This is a genomic window from Frondihabitans sp. Leaf304 (assembly GCF_001423105.1).
Classification (GTDB): domain Bacteria; phylum Actinomycetota; class Actinomycetes; order Actinomycetales; family Microbacteriaceae; genus Frondihabitans.
Genome location: NZ_LMNV01000003.1, coordinates 542,100 through 554,663, shown reverse-complemented (window position 1 = coordinate 554,663; position 12,564 = coordinate 542,100). Strand labels below are relative to the sequence as shown.

The 12,564-nt window shown below is 67.5% G+C and carries 11 protein-coding genes; all 11 read right to left on the bottom strand.

The window, feature by feature from the left end:
- Positions 1-120: 120 nt before the first annotated feature.
- Positions 121-993, bottom strand: a complete 873-nt coding sequence (locus ASF54_RS12875) for a PhzF family phenazine biosynthesis protein (RefSeq protein ID WP_055963596.1) — start codon at positions 991-993, stop codon at positions 121-123.
- Positions 994-1,177: 184 nt separating this feature from the next.
- Entirely contained in the window at positions 1,178-2,296 is a 1,119-nt protein-coding gene (locus tag ASF54_RS12870) for a glycine betaine ABC transporter substrate-binding protein (protein WP_084816255.1), read from the bottom strand.
- Positions 2,293-3,054, bottom strand: coding sequence for an ABC transporter permease (locus tag ASF54_RS12865; protein WP_055963594.1), 762 nt, complete (start codon positions 3,052-3,054; stop codon positions 2,293-2,295). The genes ASF54_RS12870 and ASF54_RS12865 overlap by 4 nt, the downstream gene beginning before the upstream one ends.
- Complete coding sequence (locus tag ASF54_RS12860) at positions 3,051-4,361, bottom strand: ATP-binding cassette domain-containing protein (protein ID WP_055963591.1); 1,311 nt, start codon at positions 4,359-4,361, stop codon at positions 3,051-3,053. Before ASF54_RS12860 ends, ASF54_RS12865 begins: the two co-directional genes overlap by 4 nt.
- Positions 4,348-4,998: an ABC transporter permease gene (locus tag ASF54_RS12855; protein WP_370544314.1), complete on the bottom strand. Its 651-nt coding sequence runs from the start codon at positions 4,996-4,998 to the stop codon at positions 4,348-4,350. The genes ASF54_RS12860 and ASF54_RS12855 overlap by 14 nt, the downstream gene beginning before the upstream one ends.
- A 275-nt stretch (positions 4,999-5,273) precedes the next feature.
- On the bottom strand, positions 5,274-6,566 hold the full coding sequence (locus tag ASF54_RS12850; protein ID WP_084816254.1) for an MFS transporter: 1,293 nt from the start codon (positions 6,564-6,566) through the stop codon (positions 5,274-5,276).
- Positions 6,567-6,571: 5 nt separating this feature from the next.
- The gene (locus ASF54_RS12845) at positions 6,572-7,021 is read right to left on the bottom strand and encodes a MarR family winged helix-turn-helix transcriptional regulator (protein WP_055963588.1); all 450 of its coding nucleotides are present in this window, start codon (positions 7,019-7,021) and stop codon (positions 6,572-6,574) included.
- Between the two features lie 126 nt (positions 7,022-7,147).
- Positions 7,148-9,262, bottom strand: coding sequence for a beta-galactosidase (locus ASF54_RS12840; RefSeq protein ID WP_055963585.1), 2,115 nt, complete (start codon positions 9,260-9,262; stop codon positions 7,148-7,150).
- Between the two features lie 63 nt (positions 9,263-9,325).
- Positions 9,326-10,249, bottom strand: a complete 924-nt coding sequence (locus tag ASF54_RS12835) for a carbohydrate ABC transporter permease (RefSeq protein ID WP_084816253.1) — start codon at positions 10,247-10,249, stop codon at positions 9,326-9,328.
- A complete protein-coding gene (locus ASF54_RS12830) occupies positions 10,246-11,187 on the bottom strand; it encodes a carbohydrate ABC transporter permease (RefSeq protein ID WP_084816252.1) in 942 nt (313 codons plus the stop codon). The genes ASF54_RS12835 and ASF54_RS12830 overlap by 4 nt, the downstream gene beginning before the upstream one ends.
- A gap of 11 nt (positions 11,188-11,198) precedes the next feature.
- Positions 11,199-12,536, bottom strand: coding sequence for an ABC transporter substrate-binding protein (locus tag ASF54_RS12825; RefSeq protein WP_055963582.1), 1,338 nt, complete (start codon positions 12,534-12,536; stop codon positions 11,199-11,201).
- Positions 12,537-12,564: the final 28 nt, after the last annotated feature.

Sequence of the window (12,564 nt, the reverse complement as noted above, 5' to 3'; positions counted from 1 at the left end):
CCACAAATGGCCCATCGTCAGCGGCAGGATGGGCCATTTGTGGAGTCTCGGCGCCGTCGAGAGCGGCGCAGAGAAAGAAGCGAGCACAGACACAGAGCGCAGGATCCGCGCCCCACGCACCTACAGCAGAACGCTCCCGCGGATCATCGTCGTGGTCGCCCCGCCGACCCACACGTCTCCCGCCGCATCAACGTCGATCGACACGACGCCGTCGCGCCGCAGCCGGGTGCCCTGGCCGTTCGTGTACGACGCCGGCGCCCGGCCCTCGCGCTGGAGCCACTGCGCGAGGGCGGCGTTGAGGCTGCCCGTGACGGGGTCTTCGCCCACTCCGACGTTCGGCACGAAGCCGCGCACCTCGAAGGCGTGTCGGGAGCCCTCGGGGTAGGCGCCGAAGACGCCGATCGCGAGATCGAGGACGCCGCTGAAATCGGGCTCGACGGCGAGCACGGCGTCGGCGGAGGCGAGCTCGATGCCCATCCACTCCGGCCCGTTGACGATCCACTGGTGGCTGACGATGTCGGCGCGCGAGACACCGAGTGCGGTGGCCACACGAGCGAGGTCGGCTTCGTCGACCGGGCCGGAGCGGATGGTCGGGGGAGCGCCGAAGGCGAGACGACCGTCGGTGCGACGAAGAGTAACGAGACCGGCCGCGCACTCCTGCACGATCACGCCGGAGCCGGAGCCGGAGCCGGAGCCGGAGCCGTCAGCACCGCCGGCCCGAGGCAGCCCGCCCGCCTCCAGCCACGCGTGCGCCGACCCGAGCGTCGGGTGCCCCGCGAACGGCAGCTCTTCACTCGGCGTGAAGATCCGCAAACGGTAGTCGGCGTCGGGCGAGGTGGGCGGCAGCACGAACGTGGTCTCGGAGAGGTTCGTCCAGCGGGCGAACGACGCCATGGCCTCGTCGGTCATTCCGTCGGCGTCGAGCACGACGGCGACCGGGTTACCGAGATAAGGATCCGACGCGAAGACGTCGACCTGAGCGAACGGTCTCATACGAGCGGGGGCGTGGAAGGAATCGGGGGTAGGCACAGGGTCACGGTAGAGGGCCCCGCGGTTCGGTCGAAAGGGCCAATCCCCGGATCCTGGACTCCCGTCTGGTTCCCGAGAGGACGCAAATGGGGCCCCGACGACGAGTCGGAAGCCCCAAATGCGCACTCTGGGCGAAGATGCCGGCCGGTCAGCCGGCGGTGACGAACCCTTCGCTCTTCATCCAGTCGAAGGCGACGTCGGCCGGCTCTTCGCCGCCGACATCGACGCGGAGGTTTAACTTGCGCAGCTGCGTGTCGGTGATCTTCGGCGAGATCTGGTCGAACACCTCTTTCAGCTGGGGGTACTTGTCGAGCGTTGCTGCGCGGAACACCGGCGCGACGTTGTAGGCGGGGAAGAACTTCTCGTCGTCGTCGAGCACAGTCAGGCCGAGCGAGTTGATGCGGCCGTCGGTCGTGTAGACCTCGCCGAAGTTGCACTTGCCCTGGTCGGTGGCCGTGTAGACCGCGCCCGTGTCGAGGATGCTGACGTTGCCGGACGGCACGCCGTTCTTCCCCGATCCACCGAGCTCGAGGCCGTAGTGCTTCAGCATCGGCTTGAAGCCGTCGGCCCGCGAGTTGAACTCCGACTCGACGCAGAAGGTGCGATCGGCGACGGGGAGCTTCGCGATGTCCGACACCTTGGTGACGCCGAGCTTCTTAGCGGCCTCCGAGCGAATGGCCATGGCGTAGGTGTTGTTCAGTGGGGCCGGCTGGAGCCAGTCGAGGCCATTCTTCGCGTCAGCATCGCGTACTGCCGCGTACTGCTTGGCCTTGTCGGGAATGCCCTCGGCGTTGCCGAGGAACGACAGCCACGCGGTCCCGGTGTATTCGTACGTCACGTCGGCGCCGCCCGTCAGCATGAGTTGCCGCACCGGGACCGAGCCGGGCACGTTGGTCATATCCGTGACGTCGAAGCCGGCGGCGCTCGCGGCGAGCACGGCGATTTTGCCGAGGATCAGCTGCTCGGTGAAGTTCTTGCTGGTGACGGTCAGCTTCGCGTCGGCGGGGAGGCCGTCGATGTGCTTGATCGAGCCCGGCGCGACGGCGGGAACGAACGCGGTAGCGGGCTGGAGGCCGCAGCCGGTGAGGGCGAGCGCGGCGACGGCGAGGCCGCCGACGAGCGAGGCGCGCAGGGCGCGGGGTCGCTTGCGTCCGAATTTGAAGGAAGAGCTCGGCTGGATGGCCTGCGATCGCGATGTTTCCGTTGCGCCGAGGCGGTTTTTCCTTCGAATTCGGGCAGCAGCGGAGGCAGAAGGAGTGCGGGTCATCGGAGTCCCTTCGGAGTGGCGAAATGCTCGACGAGACGGCCGAGCCAGTCGATGAGCAGCGCGAGGAGCGCGATGAGCAGGGCGCCCGAGATGAGCACGCGGGGCAGGTAGAGCGTGACGCCGGTCGTGATCAGCAGGCCGAGTCCACCCGCGCCGATGAACGTCGCGAGGGCGGCCGAGCCGACCAGCAGCACGAGCGCGGTGCGGATGCCCGAGAGCATCACCGGGACGGCGAGCGGCAGCTCCACCTTCATCAGGACGGCGAACGACGACATTCCCATGCCGCGCCCGGCCTCGACCGTGCGGGCATCGACGCTCTGCACGCCGATCATGGTGTTGCGCAGCACCGGCAGGATCGCGTAGAGCACCAGCGCGACGACGGCCGAGCGGAAGTTGAAGCCGAGCCAGAAAGCGAGGAGCACGACGAGGCCGATGGCCGGTGCGGCCTGCCCGAAGTTGCTGATCGCGAGGATGATGCCGCTGGCCTTGTTGAACGGGCGACGGGTGAGCAGGATCCCGAGAGGGATCGCGATCACGAGCACGATCAGCGCCGACACGAAGGTCAGCGCGAGGTGCTGACCGGCGTAGTCGACGAGGTCGGACGGGTTGAGCGTCGAGCGTTCACTCGGCGTGAGGTCGGCGGTCATCAACCAGACGACGAAGCCGACGAAGACGAGGGCGATGGCAGCGGGCTGAATCAGCAGTCCGCGCCAGCTCGTCGTACCGCTGGACCTCTCGACCGCTACGACGTCGGTCACTGGGGTGCCTCGACGGTGGACGCGGATCCTGAAGCCTCGGTCGGCTCGGAGTCGTCGGCCTGCGTCACCGCGGGAATCGCGTCGAGCGTTCCCGTGTTCGTGCCGACCGGCTTGTAGGCCTCGTCGGCGGCGAGACGGCGCGAGCGCGTGATCGCCTCCATGACGACCTCGACCGTGATGACCCCGATGAAGCGGTCGCGCTGACCCGTGACGAGAGCGGCACCCGCGCTCGAGACGAGCATGGTGTCGAGCGCGTCGTTCAGGGTCGACCCCTGGCTGACGACGGGGAGCGCTGGGTCGACGTCGGCGGGGATCGTGTCGAGGCGGCCGAGCTGACGGCGCGACGGCCACCGGATCGGACGTTCGCGCGAGTCGACGATGACTGCGTGGCCGTGGCCCGCCTCTTCCACGCGGCCCAGCACCGACGACGCGGTGTCGCCCGGGTGGGCGACGATCGCCTCGGCCAGTTCGACGTCGCGCACGCGGTTCAGCGTGAGCTGCTTGAGGCCGGCACCGGCGCCGATGAAGTTCTCGACGAACTCGTTGGCGGGCTCGGCCAGAATCCGCTCCGGAGTGTCGTACTGCACGATGTGCGCGCCCTCCGAGAAGACGACGATCCAGTCGCCGAGCTTCACGGCCTCGTCGAAGTCGTGCGTGACGATCACGATGGTCTTCTTCAGCTCGTGCTGGATGTTGATCAGCTCGTCTTGCAGGCGCTGACGCGTGATCGGGTCGACGGCGCCGAACGGCTCGTCCATCAGCAGCACGGGCGGGTCGGCGGCGAGTGCGCGGGCGACGCCGATGCGCTGCTGCTGTCCGCCCGACAGCTCCTTCGGGAACCGATCGCGGTAGACCGCAGGATCCAGCGACACCAATTCGAGCAGCTCGTCGACGCGGGCGCTGATGCGCTCCTTCGACCACCCCAGCATCTTCGGCACGACCGCGATGTTCTGGCTCACGGTCATGTGCGGGAACAGGCCACCGGCCTGGATCACGTAGCCGATCTGGCGGCGGAGCTCGTCGCCGTCGATACCGGTCACGTCGTCGTCGCCGAGGACGATGCGGCCCTCGGTCGGCTCGATCAGGCGGTTGATCATCTTGAGCGTCGTCGTCTTGCCGCAGCCCGAGGGGCCGACGAGCATGACGATCTGGCCGGCCGGGATCTCGAGCGTGATGCCGTCGACGGCGGGCTTCGCCTGGCCCGGGTAGCGCTTGGTGACCTGGTCGAGCAGGATGCTGCGGCCGGAGTCGGCGGTCTTGTCGATGGTGGTGGTGGGGTCAGCGTTCTTGGAGTCAGCGTGCGACACGGATACCTCGCGAGATGGTCAGGCGGCCGAGGCCGAGGAGAAGGAGGTCGAGGACGAGGGCGAGGACGACGACGCCCACCACCCCGACGACGACTGATTGCAGGGAGTTGGCGCCACCGAGCCGGGAGAGCCCCGAGAAGACGAAGCCGCCGAGACCCGGGCCGAGTGCGTAGGCGGTGACGGCGGCGACGCCCATCACCATCTGCGCGGAGATGCGCACCCCGGTGAGAATGATCGGCCAGGCGAGCGGCAACTCGACGGTGAGGAAGGTGCGGAACTTGCTCATGCCGATGCCGCGCGCCGACTCGACGATGCTGGGGTCGACCTCGTTGAGGCCGACCACGGCGTTGCGGAGAACGGGGAGCGCGGCGAAGAAGGTCACGACGACGACCGAGGGCACGACGCCGAAGCCGAGCGGCGCGATCAGGAGGCCGATCAGCGCGAACGACGGAATGGTCAGACCGACCGCCGAGACGCCGTTGGCGACAGCGCTCCAGGTGCGGCTGCGGTAGACGAGCGCCGCGATCACCAGAGCCAGGATGACGGCGAGCACCAGGCACTGGATCACCAGTGACAGATGCTGCCAGGAGGCGAACCAGATTTGGTCCCACCGCTCCACTACGAAATTCCACAACATCTGTCGTCTACCCATTCACATCGTCATCAGCACATTCGTCACGCTTTTCGCTTGTTCCGAATAGATCGGTCGCAAGCAAATGCTGGTCAGCCTAGCGAATATATGAGTTCGGATCGAATTGCCGCAGAGCGTTATGGCAGGGGAGCGCTTCCGAATTCGAAGGAAAAGCGTGCAACGGCGGGGCCGGATCCTGATGTTTTCGTTACCGGATCGACGTTTCTCCTTCGAATTCGGACGGAGGAAGGTGAGGGGGTGCCGGCGAGGGGGTGACGGGCCTAGTCGGCGTTACCGATCGCCTCGGCCGCCGGGAACACGTCGCGATTCTCGACCCGATCGAGCTCGTCGATCTCGGGCTGCGCCACCTCGCCGCGGTCGGCCGCAGTGAGCGCTTTGTGGGCCGTGCTGAGCACGATCGCTGCGGCGACGAGTGTCGCGGCTCCGAGCAGGAACGGCACGTGCTCGTTGAACGCCGTCACCAGCAGGCCGGCGACGAACGGCGCCATGCCGCCGCCGATGAACCGCACGAAGCCGTAGGTGGCGCTCGCGACGGGCCGCTCGACGGGAGCGATGCTCATCACGGCCGTCGTGACCAGCGTGTTGTTGATACCGATGAAGGCGCCGGCGACGATCACGCAGACGATCACGGTGACGTGGCTGTAGGGGAAGATGCCGATCACGGCGAGGTCGATCGCCATCAGCACGAAGTTCACGTAGAGGGTGCGCGGGGTGCCGAAGCGGCGCTGTAGCCACGGAGCACCCCAGACGGCGAAGAGGGCAACGAGCACGCCCCAACCGCAGAAGACGAGGCCGAGCTGAATGGGGCTGTCGATGCCCATCAAGAAGGGCGAGTAGCCGAGCACCGTGAAGAATCCCCAGTTGTAGAGGAAACCCACGATGCTCGTCGTGCGGAGCGACTTGTGCTTCAGGGCGGTCAGGGGCTCGGACAGCTTCTGTTTGCGGGCCGGGGTGGGCAGCTTCGGCAGCAGGAAAATGGTCGCCAGCAGAGCGATGAACATGAGGCCCGAAACGCCGAAGAACGGGCCACGCCACGAGATGTTGCCGAGGAGGCCGCCGATCAACGGCCCGAGCGCGATTCCGACCCCGAGGGCGCTCTCGTAGAGCACGATGGCCCCGGCGAACCCGCCCGAGGCCGAGCCGACGATCACCGAGAGCGAGGTGGCGATGAACAGCGCGTTGCCGAGACCCCAGCCGGCGCGGAACCCGACGATCTCGCCGATCGATCCGCTCGACCCGGCGAGGGCCGCGAACACGACGATGATGGTGAGCCCGGCGATCAGCGTGCGCTTCGGGCCGATGCGGCTCGAGATCCAGCCGGTGCCGAGCATGCAGACCGCCGTGACGACGAGGTAGCTCGTGAAGAGCAGCTCGACCTGCGACGGCGTCGCGCTCAGCTGACCCGCGAGCGACTTGAGGATCGGGTCGACCAACCCGATGCCCATGAACGAGACGACGCAGGCGAAGGCGACGGCCCAGACGGCGCGTGGCTGCGTGAACGGGCTCGGTGGCTTCTCGCCGGGGGTGGCGCCGGTGCTGGTGTGGTGCGACATAGCTGCTATTTCTCCTCGGTGACGTGGGAGTCGTCGACGAAACGATGGAGCGCCGGCACGGCTTTGGCCAGGGCGCTTCGCGACTCAGGATCCAACTGCTCGAGCCGAGCGGAGATCAGCTCGGTTCTCGAGACGCGGTACTCGGTCAACCGGGCCAGGCCGTCGCTCGTGAGTGCGACGAGCACGGCTCGCCCGTCGCCCGGATCGGCGCGGCGCTCAGCGAGGCCGGTCTGCACGAGTCGGTTGACGAGCGTGGTCATACCGGGTTGCGTCAGGCCCTCGCGCTCGGCGAGGTCGGTGATGCGCAGCGGGCCGACGACGTCGAGGCGCGCCAGCGTGCTGAGGGAGCTCTTTGAGATTCCGACGGGCTCGCGCGAATCGCGCAGCCAGGTGACGACGGCCTCGAGCGCGTGCGCCACGTCGGTCGTGGACGGCGCGTTCTCGGCGGGTGACATAGCTCAACTATATAACTGGCTTATGCATATGGCCAGCCGCCCTGCCCCAACTGCCGAGTGGCGGCAAATGCCGCGCCAGCCAGGGGCTGGGAGGCATTTGCCGCCACTCGGCGACGGGCGGGAGGTCTACCGGGCCGCGAACACCCGCACATCCCAGGCGCCGAGCTCGATCTCGGCACCCGCCTCGAACGCCGTGCCCGCGAGCACGTCCGCCGCCGCACCGGGCAACTCGAACGTCGAGGGCTCCCACGACCAGTTGTGCACGACGTGGATCGTCTCGCCGTGGCGGTTCACCGACGACGACACCGTCTGCGAATCGGTCTGCGGACGCCAGTTCGGCGTTCCGGCACCGACCGCGACCGCCCAGTCGATGACCGCGCGCGCCAGCACGAGGTCGGGGACGGTGCCGACGTACGTGACGCGTCCGGCGCCGTGTGCCTTGGTCGTGACGGCCGCGAACTTCGAGAAGTGGGGGTGGTCGTAGGAGGCGAGCACCTCGGATCCTTCGCTGTGGAGGCCGTCGGCCCAGAGCGTTCCCGTGGCGCCGGCGGGGAGGACGAAGCCGAGCGCGTCGGATCGCGACGACGTCAGAGGCACCGGGTCGGCGAGGTTCGAGAACTCGTCGTACCAGACCCCCGCGGCCTCATCGAGGAACGCCGGCTTCCGCTCGAGGCGGGCGCGCTGCTCGTGGTCTTCGTAGCCGGTGCGGATGCCGACGACGAGGTGCCCTCCGGCTTCGGCGTACGACACGAGCCACTGCAGCTCGGCGTCGGAGGCGATGGTGAACGCGGCGGCGACGAGCACGGGGTGGTCGGCGGCGAATGCGGCCGGGTCGAGCGAGAAGATCTGCGACGGGTGCACCGTGTTCGCCTGCAGTCCGGCCTCGAAGACGCCGCGGGCGAACGAGTCGAACACCGTCTGGAAGGAGCGGCGGTCGGCCTCCGGCCCGTGACCAGTGCCCTCCAGGCTGAGCGCCGGGTGCTCGTTGAGCGCCCACTTCGACGCGTTCGAGAACAGCAGCGCCACGTCGGCGTGCGGCGTCAGCTCGGTCACGCGGTCGCCCGCAGCGGCGAAGTCGGCCCCGATCGTGGCGATCTCGCGGTAGACCCGGCCCGGCTGGAGCGAGTGCGGCAGGATCCCACCCCAGTACGTCTCGACCCCGGCCTGCGTCGTGTGCCAGTGCCAGTACTCGATCATCGTCGCCCCACGCGACACCAGTGCCCACGCAGCCTGTCGCCACTGGCCGTCCCACGCCGGCTTGTTCGACCAGGAGAAGCCGATCGCCTGGGCGTTCGTCTCGGTCACGAGGAACGGTGCCTGCTTCGAGCCGTACATGCGGTCGCCGCTCGAGAAGAGCGACCAGGTGCCCGACGAGGTCCAGTACTGGCTCGTCTTCTCGGTGGAGGGCAGGGCGAGGGAGTCTTGCATGCCGTAGTACGGGTTGCCGGCCGTGATGTCGAGGGCGACGGTCTCGGCATCGTCCTCGAGGGTGGGGCGCTCGTACGAGTTGCACGTGGTGACGAACTGGTCGGCCCGCGAGTAGTCGCGAACGATGCCCGACTGCCAGGCGATGAAGTCGGTGGTGATCGACGCCTGGAACTTGCGCCAGGCGAGGTCGTACTGCGGCTGCACGTTTCCGTCGGGGGTCCAGAGGTCGGCCCAGGTCGACAGTCGGTGCGACCAGTAGGTGAGGCCCCACTCCTCGTTGAGCTTCTCGACGGTGCCGTAGGTGTGCCGCAGGTGGTCGGCGAACTTCTGGAACACCTCGCGGTTGGCGATGATCTCGTTGCCGGGCTCGTTGTCGACCTGGTAGCCGATTACCGCGGGGTGCTCGGCGTAGCGGGCGACGATCTTGCGGATGACGCGCTCGGCATGGAAGAGGAAAGCCGGGTGCGCGTAGTCGATCTCTTGCCGGGCGCCCCAGCCCATCGCGTGGCCGGCCTTCCGCTCGACGTTGATCTCGGGGAACTGGCGAGCCAGCCACATCGGAATCGCATAGGTCGGCGTGCCGAGGATCACCTTGATGCCGTTCGCCTCCGCGGCGTCGAGGATCGGCGCGAGCCACTCCAGCTCGAACACGCCGTTCTCTGGCTCCCAGGTCGACCACACCGATTCGCCCACCCGGATCACGCTGAACCCGGCCTCCTTCATGAGGCGCATGTCGTCGTCGAGCCGGGGGGTGGCGTGGTACTCGTGGTAGTACGCGGCGCCGAAGAGGACGCGGTCGGTCAGGTGCTGCATGGGTGTGCCTTTCAATGACGGTGATGCGAGATGCGGTGGTTCAGGATCCTTGTCGCCGGTTTTCTAGCCCTTCACGGCGCCTGCCGTGAGCCCGTCGAGCAGCTGCTTCCGCAGCAGGAAGAAGACGAGGATCGTGGGCACCGAGGCCAGCACGGAGCCGGCCAGAACGAGGTCGTACGAGCGGTTCTCGGCGGCGAACAGCACGTTCAGGCCGAGCGGCAGCGTGTACTGGTTCGAGTCGGAGAGCAGCACGAGCGGCCAGAGGAACGAGTTGTAGCTCTGCAGGAAGCCCCAGACCGCGAGGGCTCCGAGCGAGGGGCGGAGCAGGGGCAGCACGACGCGCCAGAAGGTGCCGAACTCGGAATTGCCGTCGATCCGGGCGGCCTCGATGATCTCGTCGGGGATCGACTGGACGATGAACTGCTGCATCATGAAGATGCCGAAGGCCGGTGCCACCCAGGGAACCACCAGAGCGAACCACGGCGTCGAGAGCCCTGACTTCACCACCAGGATGAACAGCGGCACCAGGATCACCGCGAACGGCACTGACAGCGACGAGAACATGATCGTGAACAGGGCCTTCTTGCCGCGGAACTGGAACTTAGCGAAGCCATAGCCGGCGAGGGCGCAGACGAAGACCGAGATGACTGTGGCGATGGCCGCGGTGCCGACGCTCATGCCGAACCACTTCCAGAACGGCTGCGTCGTGAGCAGATTCACGTAGTTGGCGATCGTGGCCGGGTCGGGGATCAGGCTCGGCGGGGTGGCGAAGATGTCGCCGCGGTTCTTGAACGACCCGGACAGCGCCCAGACGAGCGGGAAGATGAAGACGAGCAGAAGCACGCTGAGGGTGACGTAGAGCAGCCCTCGCCGGGCGAGCCAGCCGCCGTTGGCGCGTTTCTTCGGTCTCTGCTGCGGCGAACCGGTGCCGCTCTCGGCACGGACGCGGCGCGCGTCGGCTCTCGTGGTGGTGCTGCTGGCGCTCATGAGGTCCTCCCGATGGCGAGTGCGCGGTTGAGGATCTGACTGACCCCGAACACGATGACGAAGAGCACGACGCCGGCGGCGGCCGCGTACCCGAACTGCTGCCTCTCGAAGGCCGCTCGGTAGATGAACATGGCGACTGACAGCGTCGCCTCGCCGGGCCCGCCCTTGGTGAGCAGGTAGGGCTCGTCGAACAACTGCGCCGCGCTGATGAAGCTCGTGACGACGACGAAGCTCGTCACCGGGCGGATCTCGGGCAGCGTGACCGAGAAGAACTTGCGGATCGGCCCGGCCCCGTCGAGCGAGGCCGCCTCGTACTGCTCGGGCGAGACCGCCTGGAGGGCGGCGAGGAAGAAGATCGTCAGGTAGCCGACCGTGCGCCAGAGGAGCACGAAGCCGATGGCGAGCTTGGCGAGGGTCGGGTCGCCGAGCCAGTCGGTGTTCGGCAGCCCGAAGAGCGCTTTCAGCGCCGAGTTCAGCAGACCGTAGTCGGTGTCGAAGATGAGGCTGTAGATGAGCGCGATGACGATCGGCGACAGCACCATCGGGATGAAGAAGGCGACGCGAAACAGGTCGCGAGCCTTGAGCCCCTTGGCGTTGAGAGCCTGGGCGACGAGGAGCGAGCACGGCACCACGATGAAGACGGCGATGAGCGTGTAGATCAGCGAGTTGACGAGCGCGGTGCCGAAGCTGGTGTCTTGCACGAGGTTGACGTAGTTCGTCACCCCGATGAACCTCGGCGAGCCGAGACCGACCCACTCGGTGAGGCTGAGGTAGACCGCTGCCAGTACCGGCACGATCATGAACAGCCCGTAGAGCACGTAGAACGGCGCGATGAAGAGGTACGGCGCCCGGCCGCCTGACGTGTTGAGCTTGCGGCGGCGGGTCTTCGACTCGGGGCTCGCGGCGACCGGGACCCCGGTCGCAGTGGATGTCGACATGGTCGTCCCTTCTAGGCGCGGGCCTGGCCGCGGAAATCGTCGGCCGCGGCGCTGAGTGCCTGCTTGGCGGTGAGCTGACCCTTGTAGGCCTGCAGGAGGTAGCCGCTGAGCACGGTCTGGAGGATCGCCGTGTCGGCGCTCTGATGCTGCGACGGGACGTCGTCGATCACGTCTTTGTAGACGCCGAACAGCCGCTGGCCGTCGAAGTACGGGTCGCTGATAGCCGAGAGCCGCGGATCGTCGAAGACCGACCGGAGCGTGGGCAGGTAGCCGAGGTCGCGGTAGCGCTTCACCTGCTGGTCGGCATTCAGGTAAGTCGAGAGAACGAGGTCGACACCCGCCTGAGAGAGAGGCTTGTTGCGAATCGCGGCGAACCCGGTTCCGCCTCCGACGCTGGTCGTCCGGCCGCCTCCGGCGAACACCGGCAGCTTCCGCACCTTCCAGGTGCCCTTCTGCTCGGGCACGTTCGGCTTGATGCCGTAGCTGGCGTACCAGGACGGCATGTCGACGCCCACGATGGACGAGCTCTTGAGGCCGGACTGCAGGCTGGGCCCGTACATGTCGGCGACGGTCGCGATGGCTCCGGACTGGACGCCCTTCGCGATGAACGCGAGCGTCTCTTCGGCCTCGGGCGTCTCGATCGTCAGGTTGCCGTCGACGTCCCAGAGATCGCCGCCGCGCTGCAGCAGCATGATCTGGTAGCTCTGGACGGCCCCGCCCGGGTCGTTCGTCGCCACCGCGTGCATCGAGACGCCCTTCGACGGGTTCAGCTTCGCGAACGCCGCCTCGTACTCCTCCCACGTCGCGAGGTCGTCGGGGATCCCGAGCTTCTTGAACTGGTCGGGTCGGTAGTAGTAGACGCAGAGCGGGGTGTCGGAGTCGAGGGCGTAGAGCTTGCCCTCCTTCGAGAACGGGGTCAGCCGTGCGCCGATGAGGTCGTCTTTGTAGTCGGCGATCGAGGGCGAGAGGTCGACCAGCAACTCTTTCGCGATATCGCCGCGAAGGGTGCGGGCGAACGCGCCGATCTCGAGGCCGACCACGTCGGGCGTCCCCGTGTTGGCAACCGCCTGCGCGATCAGCTTCGTCGGAATGTCGGCGGCGGCGATCTTCGTGATGTCGAGTGCGTATTGGTACTTCGTGGCGGCGTCCGCGGTGGGGAGAGCCTCCGTGAAGAACTTCACGTAGCCGTCGTCGTGAGTCCAGAACGACAGGTCGGCGGCACCCGAGGTGACCGCCGTGGATCCTGGTCCGGTCGAGCAGGCCGACAGGAGCGCGCCGAGCGCGACTGTGCCTCCGGCTGCCGCGCCCCAGCGGAACAGGTCTCTGCGGGTGGGGGGAGAGGGGGTCATCGGTGACTCCTGACGTCGTCGTCGAGGG

What these genes read in the sequence shown, in the direction of transcription:
- ASF54_RS12825 (WP_055963582.1), bottom strand. Translation starts at nt 12,536, where the DNA reads ATGACCCCCTCTCCCCCCACCCGCAGAGACCTGTTCCGCTGGGGCGCG.
- ASF54_RS12850 (WP_084816254.1), bottom strand. Translation starts at nt 6,566, where the DNA reads ATGTCGCACCACACCAGCACCGGCGCCACCCCCGGCGAGAAGCCACCG.
- ASF54_RS12840 (WP_055963585.1), bottom strand. Translation starts at nt 9,262, where the DNA reads ATGCAGCACCTGACCGACCGCGTCCTCTTCGGCGCCGCGTACTACCAC.
- ASF54_RS12845 (WP_055963588.1), bottom strand. Translation starts at nt 7,021, where the DNA reads ATGTCACCCGCCGAGAACGCGCCGTCCACGACCGACGTGGCGCACGCG.
- ASF54_RS12835 (WP_084816253.1), bottom strand. Translation starts at nt 10,249, where the DNA reads ATGAGCGCCAGCAGCACCACCACGAGAGCCGACGCGCGCCGCGTCCGT.
- ASF54_RS12875 (WP_055963596.1), bottom strand. Translation starts at nt 993, where the DNA reads ATGAGACCGTTCGCTCAGGTCGACGTCTTCGCGTCGGATCCTTATCTC.
- ASF54_RS12855 (WP_370544314.1), bottom strand. Translation starts at nt 4,998, where the DNA reads ATGTTGTGGAATTTCGTAGTGGAGCGGTGGGACCAAATCTGGTTCGCC.
- ASF54_RS12830 (WP_084816252.1), bottom strand. Translation starts at nt 11,187, where the DNA reads ATGTCGACATCCACTGCGACCGGGGTCCCGGTCGCCGCGAGCCCCGAG.
- ASF54_RS12870 (WP_084816255.1), bottom strand. Translation starts at nt 2,296, where the DNA reads ATGACCCGCACTCCTTCTGCCTCCGCTGCTGCCCGAATTCGAAGGAAA.